Source organism: Rhodococcus sp. IEGM 27 (genome assembly GCF_033142305.1).
GTDB classification, from domain to species: Bacteria; Actinomycetota; Actinomycetes; order Mycobacteriales; family Mycobacteriaceae; genus Rhodococcus_F; species Rhodococcus_F oxybenzonivorans.
Window position 1 is genome coordinate 164,585 of record NZ_JAWLSG010000005.1, and the last position, 18,068, is coordinate 182,652.

General features: G+C 66.4%; 18 protein-coding genes. 11 read left to right on the forward strand and 7 right to left on the reverse strand.

What is annotated here, in order from left to right; translation table 11 throughout:
• From R4P95_RS18745 to pcaH, 5 genes are read right to left on the reverse strand one after another with little or no spacing between them, the layout of a single operon-like run.
• A complete protein-coding gene (locus R4P95_RS18745) occupies positions 1 to 798 on the reverse strand; it encodes an IclR family transcriptional regulator (RefSeq protein WP_109328878.1) in 798 nt (265 codons plus the stop codon).
• On the reverse strand, positions 795 to 1,988 hold the full coding sequence (pcaD, locus tag R4P95_RS18750; protein ID WP_317746293.1) for a 3-oxoadipate enol-lactonase: 1,194 nt from the start codon (positions 1,986 to 1,988) through the stop codon (positions 795 to 797). Before pcaD ends, R4P95_RS18745 begins: the two co-directional genes overlap by 4 nt.
• Positions 1,985 to 3,331, reverse strand: coding sequence for a 3-carboxy-cis,cis-muconate cycloisomerase (pcaB, locus tag R4P95_RS18755; protein ID WP_213572584.1), 1,347 nt, complete (start codon positions 3,329 to 3,331; stop codon positions 1,985 to 1,987). Before pcaB ends, pcaD begins: the two co-directional genes overlap by 4 nt.
• A gap of 22 nt (positions 3,332 to 3,353) precedes the next feature.
• Positions 3,354 to 3,995: a protocatechuate 3,4-dioxygenase subunit alpha gene (gene pcaG / locus R4P95_RS18760; RefSeq protein ID WP_109328884.1), complete on the reverse strand. Its 642-nt coding sequence runs from the start codon at positions 3,993 to 3,995 to the stop codon at positions 3,354 to 3,356.
• On the reverse strand, positions 3,995 to 4,714 hold the full coding sequence (gene pcaH, locus R4P95_RS18765; protein WP_213572583.1) for a protocatechuate 3,4-dioxygenase subunit beta: 720 nt from the start codon (positions 4,712 to 4,714) through the stop codon (positions 3,995 to 3,997). The genes pcaG and pcaH overlap by 1 nt, the downstream gene beginning before the upstream one ends.
• A 147-nt stretch (positions 4,715 to 4,861) precedes the next feature.
• On the opposite strand from pcaH, the gene R4P95_RS18770 reads away from it, so the two are divergent.
• A complete protein-coding gene (locus R4P95_RS18770; RefSeq protein ID WP_213572582.1) occupies positions 4,862 to 5,611 on the forward strand; it encodes a CoA transferase subunit A in 750 nt (249 codons plus the stop codon).
• Entirely contained in the window at positions 5,608 to 6,249 is a 642-nt protein-coding gene (locus tag R4P95_RS18775; RefSeq protein WP_213572581.1) for a CoA transferase subunit B, read from the forward strand. The genes R4P95_RS18770 and R4P95_RS18775 overlap by 4 nt, the downstream gene beginning before the upstream one ends.
• A 75-nt stretch (positions 6,250 to 6,324) precedes the next feature.
• On the opposite strand, the gene R4P95_RS18780 is transcribed toward R4P95_RS18775, so the two are convergent.
• On the reverse strand, positions 6,325 to 6,939 hold the full coding sequence (locus R4P95_RS18780; protein WP_213572580.1) for a maleylpyruvate isomerase family mycothiol-dependent enzyme: 615 nt from the start codon (positions 6,937 to 6,939) through the stop codon (positions 6,325 to 6,327).
• 155 nt (positions 6,940 to 7,094) lie between these two features.
• On the opposite strand from R4P95_RS18780, the gene R4P95_RS18785 reads away from it, so the two are divergent.
• Positions 7,095 to 7,463, forward strand: a complete 369-nt coding sequence (locus R4P95_RS18785) for a hypothetical protein (RefSeq protein ID WP_213572579.1) — start codon at positions 7,095 to 7,097, stop codon at positions 7,461 to 7,463.
• A gap of 37 nt (positions 7,464 to 7,500) precedes the next feature.
• On the forward strand, positions 7,501 to 8,193 hold the full coding sequence (locus R4P95_RS18790; RefSeq protein WP_213572578.1) for a hypothetical protein: 693 nt from the start codon (positions 7,501 to 7,503) through the stop codon (positions 8,191 to 8,193).
• A 69-nt stretch (positions 8,194 to 8,262) separates the two neighbouring features.
• Here the strand turns inward: R4P95_RS18790 and R4P95_RS18795 are convergent, their stop codons facing one another.
• Positions 8,263 to 10,626, reverse strand: coding sequence for an arylsulfatase (locus R4P95_RS18795; protein ID WP_317746417.1), 2,364 nt, complete (start codon positions 10,624 to 10,626; stop codon positions 8,263 to 8,265).
• Between the two features lie 261 nt (positions 10,627 to 10,887).
• Here R4P95_RS18795 and R4P95_RS18800 point away from each other — a divergent pair, with 261 nt between their 5' ends.
• From R4P95_RS18800 to R4P95_RS18830, 7 genes are all read left to right on the forward strand, one after another.
• On the forward strand, positions 10,888 to 12,684 hold the full coding sequence (locus tag R4P95_RS18800) for an ABC transporter ATP-binding protein (protein WP_213572577.1): 1,797 nt from the start codon (positions 10,888 to 10,890) through the stop codon (positions 12,682 to 12,684).
• A 75-nt stretch (positions 12,685 to 12,759) separates the two neighbouring features.
• Positions 12,760 to 13,386 (forward strand): GNAT family N-acetyltransferase, encoded by a 627-nt coding sequence (locus tag R4P95_RS18805; protein ID WP_213572576.1) that lies wholly within the window; start codon positions 12,760 to 12,762, stop codon positions 13,384 to 13,386.
• Positions 13,387 to 13,444: 58 nt separating this feature from the next.
• Positions 13,445 to 14,449: an iron-siderophore ABC transporter substrate-binding protein gene (locus tag R4P95_RS18810; protein WP_317746292.1), complete on the forward strand. Its 1,005-nt coding sequence runs from the start codon at positions 13,445 to 13,447 to the stop codon at positions 14,447 to 14,449.
• A gap of 91 nt (positions 14,450 to 14,540) precedes the next feature.
• Positions 14,541 to 16,586, forward strand: a complete 2,046-nt coding sequence (locus R4P95_RS18815) for an alpha/beta fold hydrolase (RefSeq protein WP_317746291.1) — start codon at positions 14,541 to 14,543, stop codon at positions 16,584 to 16,586.
• Positions 16,587 to 16,739: 153 nt separating this feature from the next.
• Positions 16,740 to 17,051: an integration host factor, actinobacterial type gene (gene mihF / locus R4P95_RS18820; RefSeq protein ID WP_109328903.1), complete on the forward strand. Its 312-nt coding sequence runs from the start codon at positions 16,740 to 16,742 to the stop codon at positions 17,049 to 17,051.
• Positions 17,052 to 17,205: 154 nt separating this feature from the next.
• A complete protein-coding gene (locus R4P95_RS18825; protein ID WP_317746290.1) occupies positions 17,206 to 17,664 on the forward strand; it encodes an SRPBCC family protein in 459 nt (152 codons plus the stop codon).
• A 176-nt stretch (positions 17,665 to 17,840) separates the two neighbouring features.
• The gene (locus R4P95_RS18830; protein ID WP_213572572.1) at positions 17,841 to 17,999 is read left to right on the forward strand and encodes a hypothetical protein; all 159 of its coding nucleotides are present in this window, start codon (positions 17,841 to 17,843) and stop codon (positions 17,997 to 17,999) included.
• Positions 18,000 to 18,068 lie beyond the last annotated feature (69 nt).

Genomic DNA, 18,068 nt, shown 5'->3' on the forward strand with positions numbered 1-18,068 from the left:
TCAGCGATTGACGGTGGCGAGGTCGCGTTCGATGTCGTGCGCGGCATGACGCAGCGCGGGAATCAGATCGGAGTACAGGTCGTCGAGGCTGTACCGGGCAGCATGGGTGGAGATGTTGACAGCCGCCACCGTCTCGCCGGAGGCCGACCGAATGGGCGCAGCCATTGAGCGCAGCCCCGCCTCGAGTTCCTGGTCGAGTAGGCAGTAGTCGTTCTTCCGGACCTCGAGAATTGCTGATCTCAGATCGGCGGGGGCGCTGATGGTGCGTTCGGTGAGCGGCTCTATCTCGATCCGCGAGAGATACGCGTCGAGCTCCTCGTCGGACAGTCCGGCCAACAGGACGCGTCCCATCGAGGTGGCGTAGGCCGGGAACCGCGTGCCGATGGTGATGCCCACCGTCATGATTCTGCTGACCGGGACTCTTGCGACGTACACGATGTCGTCGCCGTCGAGGATCGACACCGACGACGACTCGTGCACCTGGTGGCTGAGCTTCTCGAGGTGCGGCTGCGCGACCTCGGGCAGCGAGAGGCTCGACAGGTAGCTGTAGCCCAGTTCGAGTACGCGCGGCGTGAGCCAGAATGCCGAACCGTCGGTGGCCACGTACCCCAGTTCGACGAGTGTCAGCAGGAAGCGACGCGCGGTGGCCCGGGTGAGATCGGTCGCGCGGGCGACATCGCTGAGTGTGCGTCGCTGGTTCTGCTGGTCGAAGCAGCGGATCACCGCGAGGCCACGGGCCAGCGACTGCACGTAGTCAGGGGAGGGGAGAATCTTCTCCGTCGGTTCGGTGGCGGTCATGTCTGCGAATCATCCTCGCTGTTACCCGGCGACAGGTCGGCGAGGGCCTTCTTTCCGAGCGCAAAACCTCGGTTGCTGTTGGGAACACCGGCATAGACGGCGGTGTGCAGCAGTACTTCGCCGATCGTGTCCGCATCGACGCCGCCGCGCAGCGCCGCGCGAATGTGCATGTCCAGTTCGTGCTCGTTGCCGACGGCGGTGAGGACGGCGATGGTGAGAAGGCGCCGCGTCGTGTGGTCGAGTCCCGGCCGTGCCCAGATGTCACCCCAGGCTGTGCGGGTGATGAAGTCCTGGAATGGTGCGGTGAACGCTGTGGTCCCCTCGATCGACCGATCGACGTGTGCGTCACCGAGAACGGAGCGTCGTACCTTCATGCCCTCGGCGTGCGCTGCCCTGCGTCCTCGTGTGTACCCACCACCGAGAATGTGCTCGCGCAGCAAGGCGGTGACCGCACCGGCCTGTTCCAGGTTGGCCACGTGCGCAGCGGGGGAGAGGATTTCGAATCGAGCACCCGCGATCCCGTCGGCGAGCACCTGCATGACGGACGGCGGTGTCGACGGATCCTCGGCGCCGGCGAGAACAAGCGTGGGTGCGGCGATGCGGGAGAGATCGGCGGTGAAATCCCAATCGGCCAGAGCGTCGCAGCAGGCGGCGTAACCCTCGGGGGAGGTCGCCGCGATCATCTCGCGGTAATGCCGCACGAATTCGGGGTCACGCTTGGCGAGCCCCTCGCTGAACCACCGTGCCACGACGGCATCCGCAAGTGACTCCGGACCGTCGGTGCGCGAGGCGGCAGCACGCTCCACCCATGCGTGCGGTTCGCCGAACTTCGCGGCCGTGCACAGCAGCGACAGGGACAGCACCCGGCGCGGAGCGTGGGCTCCGAGCCATTGCGCGATGGCGCCGCCCATCGAGAGCCCCACGATGTGGGCGGCGTCGACATCGAGGACATCGAGCACCGCGAGGACGTCTTCGGAGAGTTCGCGCACGGAGTACGGCCCGTCCGGTGCGGGCGACTCGCCGTGGCCGCGCTGATCGACGGCGACCACCCGGCAGTCGTCGGACAGCGCTGCGATCTGCGGATCCCACATCGACCGATTGGAGCCGAGGGAGCCGAGCAGTACCACGATGGGGGCGTCGGGCGATCCGTTCCTGGGGCCGGAGACTTCATGTGCGAGTGCGACTGTCATCGCGTTCCTTCCCGTCCGCGAGTCACTGTGTCCAGTGCGCGGTCGACGATGTCGTAGGCGTGGCCGAGGTAGCCGGCCGGGTCGAGAAGCGCGCGGATCTCGTGCGCCTCGAGGTGTTCGAGAAGCGCGGGATCCTCGTCGAGGGGACGTCCCGTGCGGCAGGCGGCAGTCACGAGGTCGCGCGCGTTGTGAGTGCGCGTGGACAGGGCGCCGGTGACCCGTTCGGCGAGCAGAAGTCCCCCGGTGAGGTCGAGGTTGCGGGCCATCGCGTCGGAATGCACCTCGAGGTCGCCGAGACAGTCGGCGATGCGGGCGACGGCCCCGCCGGTGAGGCGCAGCAGGTCCGTGAGTGTTTCCCATTCGGCGTGCCAAGCTCCCGCCGCCCGTTGCTGCTCATGGTCCATGGAGGCGAGAACAGTGGCGACGAGGCCGGGAACGCGTCGGGCGCCGGCACGCGCGGCGATGGCGGCCACCGGGTTGCGTTTGTGCGGCATGGCGGAGGAACCACCGGGCGTGCCCTCGCTGACCTCTCCGACTTCGGTTGCGGAGAGGAAGACGATGTCGGTGGCGATCTTGGAGACCGCACCGGCCGCGGTTCCGAGGGCCGAGGCGAGGATCGCGATGCGTGTGCGGTCGGTGTGCCACGGGACGTCCTGACGCGGCAGACCGAGTTCGTCGGCGAGGGCGTCCGCCACCTCGAGGCCGTGCGGATAGAGCGCCGCCGACGTTCCTGCCGCGCCGCCGAGCTGCACCGGCAGACCGGTGAGCGCGTCGTCCAGGTTGCGGGAAGCCCTGTGCAGTGCGGTCATCCAGCCCGCGGCGAGAACACCGAAGGTGGTGGGCAGTGCCTGCTGTCCGAGCGTGCGGCCGGCGATCGGCGTGGTGCGTTGCGCCCGCGCCAGCGCCTCGGCGCACACGAGCGCCTCATCCAGCAATGCCAGCACATGAGCGCCCGCTCGGCGGGCGAGAAGCACGAGCGCGGTATCGAGGATGTCCTGACTGGTCGCCCCCTTGTGGACATGACTTCCGGGGACGGCAGGATCGGCGGCCGCGAGTTCGGTACGCAGAAGTTTCACGAGCGGTATCACGGGATTGCCGCCCGCCGCCGCTGCCTCACCGAGGTCACCGACGTCGATGGTGCCCTCGGCAACCAACCGCCCGAACAACGACGAGATGGTGTCGGCGGACGTGGTGGGGATGACCCCGCATTTTCCCTCCGCCCTGGCCAAGGCAGCTTCCACCTCGACCATCGCGGTCACCCATGCCTGATCGGAAAGCAGCGTCGACAACTCCCCGGCGCCGAACGTCGGGTCGAACAATGCGCCTCGGTTGGGCGAATTCACGCGAGATCCTTTCACCGATCGGTTACAGGGCGAAGAACGGCGTTTCCCGTCCTTCCGCATTCTGCACGTGGATCGTCAGGTGGTACCCGCGATCGGTCTTCGCGGCGATCAACTTCGGACGGTCCGCTTCGGGAACGGCGGCGAGGACGGGGTCCGCTTCATGAGCCTCGGTGTCCTCGGGAAAGTAGAGACGGGTGTAGAGACGCTCGAGCATTCCGCGGGCGAAGAGACCGACGTTGATGTGGGGCGCCTCCGCAGTGCCGTTCTCCGCGGGGAGAGCGCCGGGCTTGACCGTGTGCACCACGATCGTGCCGGTGTCGTCGGCGAATACTCGTGCCAGACTCCGGAAACCGGCCGGAGTCGCCTCCGCCGCACCGCGGGGATCGGCGGGAGTGTCGAAGCGGCCTTCGGCATCGGCCTGCCAGGTCTCGATCATCGCGTCCACGATGGGCTGCCCGGCGCCGTCGAGCACCGTGAAGGAGACGTCGACGCGTCCCGGCGCATCCTCGGGAACAGTGGTGCCGCTGTTCTCCCAGCGGGGTAGCAGGCCGATGTGCACATACGGTCCCACCGTTTGGGAGGGGGTGACGCCGAAGGGCACTTCGTCCTGACTGCGCGCGAAGACGGGGTAGCGGGGTGCGTCGGGATTCTGGGTGTCGATCATCAGTGGCCCCCTGTCTCGGTGGACGGCTCGAACGGGGTGGCGTCCCGGCCGCGCAGGACGATGTCGAATCTGAACCCGACCGCCCAGTTCTCGCGGGTGTGGTCGTAGTCGAACGTGGCGATCATCCGCTCGCGAGCGGCTTCGGGAACCGAGTTGTAGATCGGATCCTGGAAGAAGAACGGATCGTCCGGAAAGTACATCTGGGTGACCAGTCGCTGCGTGAACGCCTGACCGAACAGGGAGAAGTGGATGTGCGCCGGCCGCCAGGCGTTGTGGTGATTGCCCCACGGGTAGGCGCCGGGCTTGACGGTGGTGAATTCGTAGTGCCCCTGCTTGTCCGTCAGGCAACGAGCCACACCGTTGAAGTGGGGATCGAGAGGTGCCGGCCAGGAGTCGTTCTTGTGGCGGTAGCGTCCGCCGGCGTTGGCCTGCCACACCTCGATGAGGGTGTCGGGGATCGGTTTGCCGGCGCTGTCGAGGACCTGCCCGTGGACGATGATGCGCTGTCCCTGCGCCTCGCCTCCGTTGGCGTGAGTCATGTCGTTCTCGCCCTTGGCGACATCGCCGTCACCGAAGACCGGGCCCGTGATCTCGCCCAGGCGCTGGGGAATCAGGATCAAGTCATTCTTGGGACTGCGTAACCGGGTCGTCTTGTACTCGGGGAAGAGCAACGGCGCATTGGCTTCGTGCCCAGCCCGGTGCGCTGGTAGGTGCAGCATGAAATCCTCGCGTTCTCGATGTGAACAGTCGCCCGCTATACGTACATAGTAGGCGGGATCTGTGATGGGGCCAACAGCCGGGGCGGAATTTGTTCGCAATGTGGATGGGTGTTCACTCTGTGAACATTTTCGGGTAGCCTGGGTCACATGGTCAACAAAGTCTTCCCAACAGCGACCGAGGCTGTTGCCGATGTCCCCGACGGTGCGTCCCTTGCCGTGGGCGGCTTCGGCCTCGTCGGCATCCCCTCGGTGCTCATCGACGCCCTCCTTGCGCAGGGTGCGACCGACCTCGAGACCGTCAGTAACAACTGCGGCACCGATGGTTTCGGTCTCGGGCTCCTGCTCGAGCAGCACCGTATCCGCCGCACGATTAGTTCATACGTGGGCGCCAACAAGGAATTCGCACGCCAGTACCTGAGCGGCGAACTCGAGGTGGAACTCACTCCGCAGGGCACGCTGGCGGAGCGCATGCGCGCCGGGGGAGCGGGCATTCCCGCCTTCTACACCCCTGCGGGGGTGGGAACGCAGGTTGCGGAGGGCGGACTGCCGATCCGTTACGACGGCCAGGGCGGTATCGCCGTGGCGAGCAAGCCGAAGGAAACGCGCGAATTCGACGGCGAGGCCTACGTCCTCGAACGGGCCATCCGCACCGACTTCGCGCTGGTCCACGCCTGGAAGGGTGACCGACTCGGCAATCTCGTCTACCGCGAGACGGCCCGTAACTTCAACCCCGATGCCGCGGGCGCGGGTCGCATCACCATCGCGCAGGTCGAGTACCTGGTAGAACCCGGTGAGATCGATCCGGCCGAAGTCCACACGCCCGGCATTTTCGTTCAGCGTGTGGTCGAGGTCGGCAAGCAGGAAACGGGAATCGAGAACAGGACGGTGCGGGCATGAGTTGGACGCGGAACGAGATGGCAGCACGAGTCGCCGCAGAACTCGAAGACGGACAGTATGTGAATCTCGGCATCGGGATGCCTACTTTGATCCCCGGCCACATCCCGGCCGGCAAGGACGTCATCTTGCATTCGGAGAACGGAATCCTCGGCGTCGGGCCGTACCCCACCGACGACGAGGTCGACCCCGAACTGATCAATGCGGGCAAGGAAACCATCACGGTGGCACCCGGTGGGGCGTTCTTTTCGTCCTCCGATTCGTTCGCGATGATCCGCGGCGGCAGCGTGGACGTGGCCGTTCTCGGCGCCATGCAGGTCAGCAGCCACGGCGACCTCTCCAACTGGATGGTTCCCGGGGCAATGGTCAAGGGGATGGGCGGAGCCATGGACCTTGTCCACGGTGCAGGCAAGGTCATCGTGATGATGGATCATCTCACCAAGAAGGGTGAGCACAAGATTCTCGAGGAGTGCACGCTGCCGTACACAGGCAAGCGGTGCGTACAGAAGATCGTCACCGACCTTGCCGTCATCGACGTGACGGCGAACGGTCTGCGCCTCGTCGAGACCGCGCCCGGCCACAGCATCGAAGAAGTGCAGGCGGCAACGGGCGCCCCGCTGCTGGTCGACGCCACCGTGTAGTCCGAGACTTCCGTGTAACCCCACACTTCGGAAGGCGCGCGGATCGTGGTCGGCTCCTTCGTCAGCCGATGGGTGTCACAGCGGGAGGCCCGCGACTCGTCCTGCCGGCACGGTCCGGCCGCACATCACGAGGGCGAGGTCTTCACCCGAGCCGAGGAGTTCGGTACCCGACCCGAATGCCCAGTCCATGTCCGTGGCCACCAGCCGCCGGCCCTCGATGTCGATGCCGAAGCGAGCGTGTCCGCCGCCGTGCGTGAGATCGTCCAGCACGGCCCGGATGGTCTCGTCGGGTACCCGGCGCGTGAATCCGAGCGGCACGGTGGCATCGAGGCCGTGGATTACCACGTGGTTGAGGGCGCCGTGATAACCGCCGCCCGGCGGTGTCCAGTGCTGCATCACCTCGGAACGCAGGTTGTCCACGAGCTCGGTTACCGGGAGGCGGGCATCCTCCCGGGCGATCTGGTTGGACAGCCGGGTGAAGTCGAATTGGCAGTCCTGCAACTTGGCCATGAATTCGTCGCCTGAATAGCGCGCCGCCATGGTCAGATGGGCAATCACTTCGCGCACCCTCCACCCTTCACAGAGCGATGGCGTGTCCCACCGTGCGTCGGAGAGTGCCTCGAGTTGATCGGCGAGTGCCGAGAATTCTGCAGCGACCGCTGGTTGGAGATGCGCGTCGTCATCAGTCATCACAGACCTTCCCGCCTCCACGTGTGTTCGGCGACTCCCCGCCGTGGTACACCCACCGTAGACCCGGCTGCACGGCGGCTGGGCGTAATCGGGCCTGCATGGTCAGTGTGTCCCGGCGTTCCCCGTTACCCTCCTCGTGCGGTCATGATGGGGCGGTGACTGCAGACCCTCCTGCTCGAGCCGTGCGCCGGCGGTTCCCGTTTCGCGCGGCCGCGACGCTTCTCCTTGCCGCCTTCCTGATGTGGATCAGTGCCGCCTGGTATTTCGGTTCACTCGACTATCCGCTGGACGATTCCAACCGTGCGTTCGTCGAGTGTGGATCGCCCTTTTCCCCCACTCCTCGGGAAAGCCTCGCAGTCACTCCGGAGGGTCGACAGGCTGTGTCAGAGGAGGAGCTGTACCGGTTGTGTGCGGCTGCACTGGACGGTACGGCGCGCATCTCCCTGGTAACCGCCGTGTTCGCGGTCGGTGTCGCTCTTCTCGGCGCACGGTTGCTCCGGAGTTTCGTCCAGGGCACGAACTGACCGGACGCCCTCCTCCCTCCGGGATATTGTGGACGGCATGGTCCTGCTCGTACCTCACCGTTTTCGCGGGCCCACGGCGTCGGGCAACGGCGGGTACGTCGCTGGACTTCTAGCCGCGACGCTGGATCACGACGACGCCCCGGCGACTCCGGTGACCGTGACCCTGCGCAGACCGCCACCGCTGGAAGTTCCACTGAAGGTGGTGAGAAGCGGAGGGCACTCCAGCGCCCAGGACCGGGACGGCACGACCATCGCCGACGCCGAATCGGCCACGGTCAACGAGCTACCACAGGTCGCGGCAGTGGGCCTCGACGTTGCTCGTGCCGCGTCCGAGAACTATCCCGGCCGAGACCGTCATCCGTTCCCGCAATGTTTCGTGTGCGGCCCCGACCGCGCGTCCGGCGATGGCATGCGCCTGTTCCCCGGCCGGATCGCAGACGGCAGCACCGCGTGCGTGTGGTGTGTCGACCCCGACCTCGCGGGGCAGGCGGCTTTCGTGTGGGCGGCGCTCGATTGCCCCGGCGGCTGGGCCGCACCGATCGAAGATCGACCCATGGTGCTGGGCAGAATCACCGCTCGGATAACGGCGCTGCCCGAGCCTGACGAGAACTGCGTGATCACGGGCCGACTGGTCGGCTCCGAAGGGCGCAAGGTGTGGACTGCGACGACGGCCTACGGAGCCGACGAACGTGAACTCGGTCGGGCCTCCGCTACGTGGATCACCCTGTGAGTTGGCCGCTCCCGCCGCATCCAGGGGGACCTGGAAAAAAGTGGCATTCGAACGACAGCGGCGGCGACCTCAGTCGGCCATCGCTTCTGCCAATTCCTCGACCTCCTGGATGACCGGTTCAGGCACACGGACCGTACCGGGGGTGTAGGTGACCGATCGCAGTCTGCCGGTGAAGCGGAAAGTCCCGCGGCGTTCCCGAAGCTCCCACACCACGGGTCCGCGGGCGTCGACGCCTACCGAGATCCCGGTCCACGGCGCCATGCCGACCAGCTGGAACTGGTCGTCGAGGGTGGCCACGTCCGTTCTGACCCCGGCCGAGTCGGTGAGGGCGACGGTGAAGTTCCACCGTACGGATTCGGTGGCCTGTGCCCGCACCTGTACGCCCACCACAGCCGCGCCGAGGGGCGCGGAGGTATGCGCAACCCGTCCGTAGCTGTTGACGGCGAACATAATTCGACCGTCTTCGACGTAGAGCACGTATCCGCCGTGCGGGTCGCCGTGGGCCACGAGCACGCCTTCGACGTCCTCGGTGATCTCGTGTGTGGCGACGTCAATGCTGAAGTCGCGGTACTGGATCAGCACACTGGACCGATAGCGTTCCAGCGTCGGCGTGCCCGCGAGGATCTTCACCGGCTCTGCCAGCCGACGCTCGTCGGGGCGCCGCTGCACGGCCTTGCGGTCGTTGAGGATCGGGAAGACCGTATTGTGCCAGGCCGCCCGGTCCCAGGCCTCGGCGAGTTCGCGCACCTTCTCGGGAAACAGATGTGCGAGATCGGTGGTCTCGGCCGGGTCGGACTCGACGTCGAACAGCTGCCACTGCGGATCGTCGACCCGGGTCGGATCCGTATGCAGCGAGAGCAATTTCCAGCCGTTCCGGTAGAACCCGCGGTGACCGCCGAACTCGGCGTACTGCTCCGTGTGGGGTGTGGGCTGCGCAGTGTCCCGCAGGATGTCGGCGATGCTGACGCCGTCACGCTCTTGGGCGGGAAGTCCGTTCCGGTGGCTCGGAGTCACGAGTCCGGCGAGATCCAGGAGGGTCGGGGTGATGTCGGTGACGTACGAGTAGTGCTTGCGCAGCCCGCTGTCACCGGCAGCACGCCGGAGCCCGGCCGGCCAGGACAGCAGGAACGGCACCCGCACACCACCGGCGAACGTCTGACCCTTGTAGAACCGGAACGGGGTATTCGACGCCTGGCCCCAGCCGCGCGGATAGTGGACGCCGATCTTCTCCGAGCCGATCAGTTCCTCGTCGTGCGGAACGTCACGCACCCAGTCGTCGGGGACGGGTCCGTGCACGAATTGGCTGAAGTACGAGCGTGTTCCCGCTGCGCCGCCCTCGGCGGTACCCCCGTTGTCGGACGTGAACACGATGATGGTGTTGTCGGTCTCGCCGAGTTCGTCGAGGGTGTCGAGAACCCGGCCCACGCTCTGGTCGATGCTGTCGACCATCGCGGCGTAGACCTCCTGGTACCGGGCGAACCGAAGCTGCTCTTCTTCGGTGAGCTCGTCCCACGGCGGCGCGTCGTAGCCGGGTTCGGTGTTGCGTTCGGCCATCTGGGTGCCGGGCGGGAAGAACCCCGCCTCGACCTGTGCGTCGAAGCGGCGGCGTCGCACAGCGTCCCAGCCCTCGGTGTAGCGGCCACGGTACTTGGCCAGGTCTTCGGGCTTGGCCTGGTGGGGTCCGTGCATCGCGATGTGCGAGAAGTACAGGAAGAACGGCTTGTCGGCATCGTGGGCGCGCAGGCTCTTGATCTGGGCGACTGCCTTGTCCGTGATGTCGTCGGTGACGTAGTAGTCCGGCGGATACTCCTCGACGTCGACCACGGAGTTGTCGGAGATCAGCTCGTTCGGGTAGTAGAACGAGTTCAGTCCCTCGAGCGAGCCGTAGTAGCTGTCGAATCCACGCTGCAGTGGCCAGGAGTCGCGGGTGCGGCCCGGCGCGAGGTTGGTGTCGCGCGCGAGATGCCACTTGCCGACCGCGTGCGTGGCATAGCCGTTCGCGCGCAGAATCTCGGCGAGGCTGAGTGCGTTTTCGGCGAGTTCCATCCGCAGTCCGGGGAAGCCGGGATCGAAGTTGGCGACGCTGCCGTAGCCGGCGCGGTGCGGGTTCAGGCCGGTGAGCAGCGCCGCGCGAGCCGGTGAGCAGACCGAGGTGGTGTGATAGTTCGACAGTCGGTAACCGCTGTCGGCGAGCCGGTTCAGATTGGGGGTGTCGATTTCGGAGCCGAACGGTCCGATGTCGGCGTAGCCCATATCGTCGACGAGTATCACGACGATGTTCGGTGCGCCGCGCGGAGCTGTGGTCTCAGGACCCCACCAGGGAGTCGACTCGGCGCTGGTTCGCCCGATCCGCCCGCCGAATCCTTCGTATCCCCGCGCCCCGGGCGGGACGGGCGGATCGGCTGGTCGATGCTCGCTTCTGCCGTCGTCCACATTCGTCACGAACACAATTCCTTCCACCGTGCCGGGCGTACTTCCCGGACAACCCGAGAAGACGGTACGGGTGCCGATCCCGCCCATCAGTACTTGAAATCAAGTGGATTTCATCCCCGCCGGACTGGCCGCCCCCCGTGTCGGCCTCGCCCGGGGGTCGTACCAGCGGTACGTTCGTTCGATCTGACGCAACGAACGTCCCGTTCGTGCGGGGTACAGGGGTCGACGGAGTGCACGTGTCGGCGGGCAGCAGGGGGATCTGTGGAGTCGCATCGGGGAAGACCGCACGCAGGAACGGCGCACGCACGGACCACGGATACGGCGACTCGGCCGGGTATCCGGGAGTTGTGGCCGTACGCACGCGAGCATCGGCGGCTTCTCGGTGCGGCGGTGGTGTTGTCGGTGGCTGCGGCTGGGGTAAGTCTCGCGCAACCCCTGGTGGTGGGCGGAATCATTGCCGCAGTCAGCGACGGACGATCATGGGGCGGGCTGGGGTGGGCGCTGGTCGGCTTGCTGGCCGTCGAAGTCGGCGTGGGGACGATGCAGTATTACCTGCTGCATCGGACCGCCGAAGGTGTGGTCCTCGGCGCCCGCACCGATCTGATCCGTCACGTGCTGCGCCTACCGATCAGCGAGTACCGCCGCCGTGATGTCGGTGATCTCGTCTCCCGGGTGGGATCGGACACGACGCTGCTTCGCGGTGCACTGACCGAGGGGCTCGTCGATGCACTCGGCGGCGTCTTCGTTCTGGTCGGTGCGCTGGCAGCGATGCTGCTCCTCGACCCGGTGCTCGCCGGGGTGACGGTGACGGTGATCGCGATAGTCGTGGCCGTCTCCCTGCTGGTGGGCAACCGACTGCGCAAGTTGATGTTCGACACCCAGAGCCGCCTCGGCGACCTCACCGCCGATCTGACCCAAACACTGTCCGCCGTCACCGTGGTTCGTGCCAACGGTGCTACCGAACGGGCACAGGCTCGGCTCGACGATCGGGCTGCAGCCGCATTCGCTGTCGGTGTGCGCGCGGCACGGTCGAGCGCTGCGATACAACCGCTCGGACGGGCCGCGGGTCAGGCGTCGCTGCTGATCGTCCTCGGCATCGGCGGCTACCGGGTGGCCGCGGGAAATATGACGGTGGCCGAGTTGGTGACCTTCGTTCTCTTCATGTTCTTGTTCATGGGCCCGGTGAATGTCGGGTTCGCTGCGGTGCAGTCCGTCGCGGGGGCGCTCGGTGCCCTGCAACGCATCACCGAAATCCGCCGCGTGCCCACCGAGGACGCCGCCGACACCATCCGCCACCACGCTCTGCCGCACACAGCGGGACCCATGCTGCAATTTCACGACGTTCACTTCGCGTACACGCCGGGGCATGCCGTGTTGAACGGGGTGAGCGTCAGCGTGGAGCGCGGCTCACGTACCGCAGTGGTCGGGCCGTCCGGGGCCGGTAAAACCACACTCTTGACCCTGATCGAACGCTTTTACGACACCGACCGCGGCCGAATCGCCATCGGTGACATCGATATCACCGAGCTGCCCCGCGCAGTCCTGCGCGAGCAGATCGGGTACGTCGAGCAGAACTCACCCGCCGTGGCCGGGAGTATCCGCGACAACCTCACGTTCGGAGCCCCGCACGTGAGCGACGAGCGGTGCCGCGCGGCGCTGAAAGCTGTCGACCTCCTCACCCGGGTCGATGCCGAGCCCAGGGGTCTCGACGCACAGATCGGCGAGAACGGTGTCCGCCTGTCCGGCGGGGAGCGGCAACGGCTTGCGCTCGCCCGTGTTCTTCTCGTCGAGCCGCCGCTGCTTCTGCTGGACGAGCCCACGTCGAGTCTCGACAGCCGCAACGAGGAGATCTTCCAGATCGCTCTCGACGCCACCGCCTCCGATCAGACGGTGCTCATCGTCGCGCATCGTCTCGCGACGGTGAAGAACGCCGACCAGATCGTCGTCCTCGACAGCGGCCGCATCTCCGCTGTGGGTACCCACGACGAACTGTTGACCACCAGCCCGCTGTACCGCGAACTCGCCCGTCACCAGATGATCGGCGCCCCGAATCCGTAGGAATCCTCGCGGGGAAAGCGGACCGACCCCGAATTATTACGACGGCGCGACGCGCAGCGGCCGTACCCTCGACGCATGGGTGTGAGCGTTCGTGCCGTAACCAGGAAAGACATCTCCGAGTCGGCCCGGGTCCTCGCCGACGCCTTCTTCGACGACCCCGTCATGGAGTGGATGTGGCCCGATCCGGCTCGTCGACGACGCGGACTGCCGCTGCTCTTCGCGGCCGATATGAAATATCACCACCTTGCCGGGGGAGGGGCCGAACTCGCGGTCGATGCCGATGGCGTCGTGCGCGGCGCCGCGATGTGGGATCCGCCCGGGCGGTGGAAGCAGTCCGCGTGGTCGTCGGTTCTCGGCCTTCCGCGCCTGGTGCAGGCATTCGGTGGGCGCCTCGGTGTCGGTGCGGCAGTGAGCGGAACCATCGATTCGGCGCACCCGGCGGAGCCGCGGCACTGGTATCTCGCGACGATCGGGACGTCGAGTGTCGGCCGTGGCGGTGGCTACGGCAAGGCACTGATGCAGTCGCGGCTCGACCGCTGTGACGCCGAAGGGCTGCCCTCCTACCTCGAGTCCAGCAAGGAAGGAAACATCCCGTACTACGAGCGCTTCGGCTTCGAGGTCACACGGGAAATCCGGATACCGGACGGTGGTCCCGCAGTGTGGGCGATGTGGAGAGAGCCCAAAACGGATCCCTTAGGATAGGCTCGCCAAGCCTGAACCGGAGCGAACGTATCGCCCGGCGAACGAGAGGGTCGCCTGCATGAACCTGGGTCAACAGAGAGCCGGCCTGAGCCGCCGCGGTTTCCTCGTCGGTACCGGGGGAGCATTGCTCGCTTTCGCCGCGGCCTGCAGCAGTTCCGGTGACTCGAGCGGTGACGAGCCCTCGGGACCGCTGGTGGCGCACAAATACGGGGAAACCCAGGTGCCGGTGAATCCGCAACGCATCGTGAGCGTCGGCTACAACGATCACGATACGATTCTCGCTCTCGGTGGCACTCTCGCCGGCACGTTTGATTGGTACGGCGACTACCCGTACGGAGTCTGGCCCTGGGCGCAGGATCTGCTGGGCGGGGCGCAGCCGGAAATCGTCGGCACCGCCTCCACCAACATCGACTTCGAAAAGGTCGCGACGGTGGGGCCGGACCTTCTCGTCGGCACCTACTCCGGCCTGACGCAGGCGCAGTACGACAAACTCGGGGCCATCGCTCCGACAGTGGCGCAGCCATTGGGTTTCGCCGACTACGGCGTTCCCTGGCAGGACCAGACGCGCGTTCTCGGCACTGCCCTCGGTAAGGAGGACAAGGCAGCCGAATTGGTGTCCGCGGTCGAGAAGCAGTACGCCGACGTCCGAGGCGCCAACCCGTCTTTCGCCGGCAAGACCGTGCTGGTGGGCGCGCTCAAGGGTCCGGGGCAGTTCGGGGTGTACGGGCCGGAAGACCCGAAGGTGCGATTCTTCACCGACCTCGGCTTCGTCAATCCTCCTGTCACCCAGCAGATCACCGGTAACTTCGCGGAGATCAGCACCGAGCAGCTGTCGCTGGCGAACGTGGATCTGCTCGTCTGGTACGCGGGTGGTGGTTACGGTGACAAGTTGCGCGAAGAACTCGCCAAGACGCCGATCTACCAAGAACTCGACGTGGTGAGAGCGGGCCACACCATCATCCTCGAGGACGCCGCCGCCGAGGCGATGGCCTGGAGTACGGTACTGAGCCTGCCGTACGCCCTGACCGAGATTCCGCCGCGGATCACACCGCTCATCGACTGACCACGCACGGTATCGAACGTCTCGGCCCTTCGGCGGCGCGACGCTCGGCGATGTCCGACGACACGCGGCGCGTCCGTGGTACCAACGAACCGTGACCGCGATCCCTGAACTCCATGCCGGAACTCCTTTCGACGATCTCGACGACTATCTGGCTCTCGGCCGCCTGGCCGGCCTGGTGCTGTCCCCGGACGGGCGCCGTGTCGTCGTCGCGCAGTCGACACTCGACGCGAAAGCGACCAAATACGTCACGGCGCTGTGGGAGATCGATCCCACCGGGGAACGGGCGGCACGTCGACTGACACGAGGGCGGACCGGTGAAACCAATCCGGCGTTCACGAGCAACGGTGACCTCCTCTTCACGTCCTCGCGGCCGACGCAGGACGAGGAGGAATTGCCCGAATCCCTGTGGCGGCTACCCGTGGGCGGTGGTGAGGCGGCCGTGATCGCTCACCGGGGTGGTGGGATCACCGGGGTGCGGGCGGCGCGGTGTGCTCCGCGGTTCGTCGTGACCACCGGCGTGCTGGCACGGTCGGGGGAGAAGGACGAGGACGAGCGCCTGCGCTCCGAGCGCAAGGACAAGAAGGTGTCCGCGATCCTGCACTCCGGTTACCCGATCCGGTACTGGGACCACGACCTAGGACCCGACGTTCCCCATCTGCTGTCCGGGACGCTGGGCGACGCGTCGCAGGACGAGGCGGTAACCGACCTCGTCGACCTCACATCCATGCCCGGCCCTGCACTGCGTGAAGCGAACTACGCGCTGAGCGAGGACGGTACCTTCGTCGTCACGTCCTGGACGGTTCCCGGTCCGACCGCCTCCATCCGGACGATCCTCATGCGCATCGATACCGAGACAGGGAATCGGACGACACTCGTCGACGATCCCGCCGCCGACCTGTCGAATCCGGTGATCTCGCCCAGCGGCGAGTACGTGGTCTTCAGCAGGGAGTCGCACGCGACTCCGGACGGTGCACCTCGATTCACGCTGCACCGCTATAGCTTCGAGACGCGAACCGTGGCGGACGTGGCACCGGGCTGGGACCGCTGGGCCACTTCCGTGCAGTGGCTACCCGACGGCTCGGGGCTGGTGCTGACGGCCGACGACCACGGCCGCGCCCCTCTCTTCGTTGTCCGCGGCGGTGCGGAACCGATGCGGGTGACGACGGATGATTACGCCTACACCGATATCCACGTGGCCCCGGACGGATCCGCGGTGTTCGCCCTGCGGGCGTCCTACGCGGCTCCGCCCCACCCGGTGCGCGTCGACCTCGCCACGGGCGCGGTCACGGTGTTGCAGGCGCCGCAGGATTCCCCCGAGCTTCCCGGAACGCTGACCGAGGTCGAGACCACCGCGGACGACGGGGTGCCGGTGCGAGCCTGGCTGGCCTTGCCGAACGGCGCGTCCGCGCACGCACCCGTCCCGTTGGTGTTGTGGGTGCACGGCGGACCGCTGGGTTCGTGGAACACGTGGTCGTGGCGTTGGAACCCGTGGTTGCTGGTGGCACGCGGCTACGCGGTGCTGCTGCCCGACCCGGCTTTGTCCACCGGATACGGACAGGAGTTCGTGCAGCGGGGCTGGGGGCAGTGGGGCAAGGCGCCGTTCACCGACCTCATGGCGATCACCGATGCGGCGGTGGCACTGCCCGAGATCGACGACAAGCGTACGGCAGCGATGGGCGGATCGTTCGGCGGATACATGGCCAACTGGATCGCCGGGCACACCGACCGATTCCAGGCGATCGTCACCCATGCGAGCCTGTGGGCGCTGGACCAGTTCGGACCCACCACGGACGCCGCCTGGTACTGGCAGCGGGAGATGACTCCCGAGATGGCCGTGGAGAATTCACCGCACCTCTACGTCGCCGACATCGTGACGCCCATGCTGGTGATCCACGGCGACAAGGACTTCCGCGTTCCCATCGGCGACGGGTTGCGGTTGTGGTACGAACTGCTCTCGGAGTCGGGGCTGCCCGCCGACGACGAGGGCCGCACGGCGCACCGCTTCCTGTACTTCCCGGACGAGAACCATTGGATCCTCAGCCCGCAGAACGCGAAGATCTGGTACCAGGTGGTGCTGTCGTTCCTGTCCGAACATGTTCTCGGCGAAGAGGCACCCCTGCCGGAAATCCTCGGATGATCGGCCCGGAAATCCTCCGAGGGCCCTCTCGCCGAGGCGTCGAGAGGCAGGTGGACAATTCGGACACGACGTGCGACACGTCGGCTGGATGACGTGAAGTAGCGATTCTCTCGCTACGGTGTTCGATAAGCACCCCGAAATGAAGGAGACATCGTGGCACTTCCCCAGCTCACTGACGAACAGCGGGCCGCAGCTCTCGAGAAGGCCGCAGCCGCTCGACGTGCGCGTGCAGAACTGAAGGGCAAGCTCAAGTCGGGTGACGTCACTCTCAAGCAGGTCCTGTCCAAGGCCGACGTGGATGACATCATCGGCAAGACCAAGGTGAGCGCCATCCTCGAGGCTCTGCCCAAGATCGGCAAGGTCAAGGCTCAGGAAATCATGGCCAACCTCGAGATCGCCCCGACTCGGCGCCTTCGTGGCCTGGGTGATCGCCAGCGTGACGCCCTGCTGGCTCACTTCAGCTGACACTGCTTCGGGAACCGCACCGCACCGCCGTTCGGGGGTGCGGTGCGGTTTTCCGTTGAAGGACCCCCGACACCTCGCCCTCTGTGCAACCAGTGGGTTGCGCAACGGCGATCGATGTGCAACCCTGGGGTAGCACATATGCGGCGAGGTGAGGATGATCATGAGCACTTCCGAGGTGTCGACCGACCGGATCGAACGCGAAATCTTCATCGCGGCCCCAGTGGAGCGGGTGTACCGGCTGGTGAGCGAGCCCGGCTGGTTCATCGGTGACGGAGACCCGAGTGCACGCACCATCGTTCGGGAAGGCGACGTCTACGTGGTCGAATACCCGCCGTACGGACGGTTCCCCGTTCTGCCCGTCCGGGCCGACGCTCCGCACTACGTCTCGTTCCGTGGGGGAGACGAGCCTGGTACGCCCCTGAACGACGGCAACTCCACGCTGGTCGAATTCTTCCTGTCCGAGCACCGCGACGGCACGATGTTGCGGGTCGTCGAGAGTGGATTCGACGCACTGTATGCGAGTGCAGAACGACGGGCTGCCGCTCTCGACGACAATTCCCGAGGCTGGGAAATGCAGCTTGCGATCGCAAAGCGGGACGCCGAGCGGTCGTAGCGAACGATTGGTGCGCGTGTTGCAGCGTCAACTGCGCGGTCCGCAGCGAGTTGGGGGCATACTCGACATAGAGGCCGGACCGAATCTCGGAAACCCGGAGATGTGTACACGGCCCCCACCCGCTTCAATCAGCGGAACTGCCGCGGCCCGCTACGGCAGACGAACCGGAGGAAACCTTGACCAACCAGCATGTGCAGCTCTTCTCCGAGCAGCACCCGCCCGCCGGAACCACGCCTCTCCCGCGTGGAGACGAGGGCGACGAGCCGGCGCAGTCCGTGGACGCCCACCATCCCACGGCAACCGAGATTCACCTCACACTGTTCAGCGACCGGTAGAGAGCAGCAGTCGGCAGCCCTACACCGCTGTCGGTCGCTCTCGGCGGCCCGCACGTTCGAGGGCCGCGT

Excerpts from the sequence above, each read along its gene's own strand:
- R4P95_RS18775 (WP_213572581.1), top strand. The coding sequence starts at position 5,608 with ATGAGTTGGACGCGGAACGAGATGGCAGCACGAGTCGCCGCAGAACTC.
- R4P95_RS18790 (WP_213572578.1), top strand. The coding sequence starts at position 7,501 with ATGGTCCTGCTCGTACCTCACCGTTTTCGCGGGCCCACGGCGTCGGGC.
- R4P95_RS18805 (WP_213572576.1), top strand. The coding sequence starts at position 12,760 with ATGGGTGTGAGCGTTCGTGCCGTAACCAGGAAAGACATCTCCGAGTCG.
- pcaD (WP_317746293.1), bottom strand. The coding sequence starts at position 1,988 with ATGACAGTCGCACTCGCACATGAAGTCTCCGGCCCCAGGAACGGATCG.
- R4P95_RS18825 (WP_317746290.1), top strand. The coding sequence starts at position 17,206 with ATGATCATGAGCACTTCCGAGGTGTCGACCGACCGGATCGAACGCGAA.
- R4P95_RS18810 (WP_317746292.1), top strand. The coding sequence starts at position 13,445 with ATGAACCTGGGTCAACAGAGAGCCGGCCTGAGCCGCCGCGGTTTCCTC.
- pcaH (WP_213572583.1), bottom strand. The coding sequence starts at position 4,714 with ATGCTGCACCTACCAGCGCACCGGGCTGGGCACGAAGCCAATGCGCCG.
- R4P95_RS18780 (WP_213572580.1), bottom strand. The coding sequence starts at position 6,939 with ATGACTGATGACGACGCGCATCTCCAACCAGCGGTCGCTGCAGAATTC.
- R4P95_RS18745 (WP_109328878.1), bottom strand. The coding sequence starts at position 798 with ATGACCGCCACCGAACCGACGGAGAAGATTCTCCCCTCCCCTGACTAC.
- R4P95_RS18770 (WP_213572582.1), top strand. The coding sequence starts at position 4,862 with ATGGTCAACAAAGTCTTCCCAACAGCGACCGAGGCTGTTGCCGATGTC.
- pcaG (WP_109328884.1), bottom strand. The coding sequence starts at position 3,995 with ATGATCGACACCCAGAATCCCGACGCACCCCGCTACCCCGTCTTCGCG.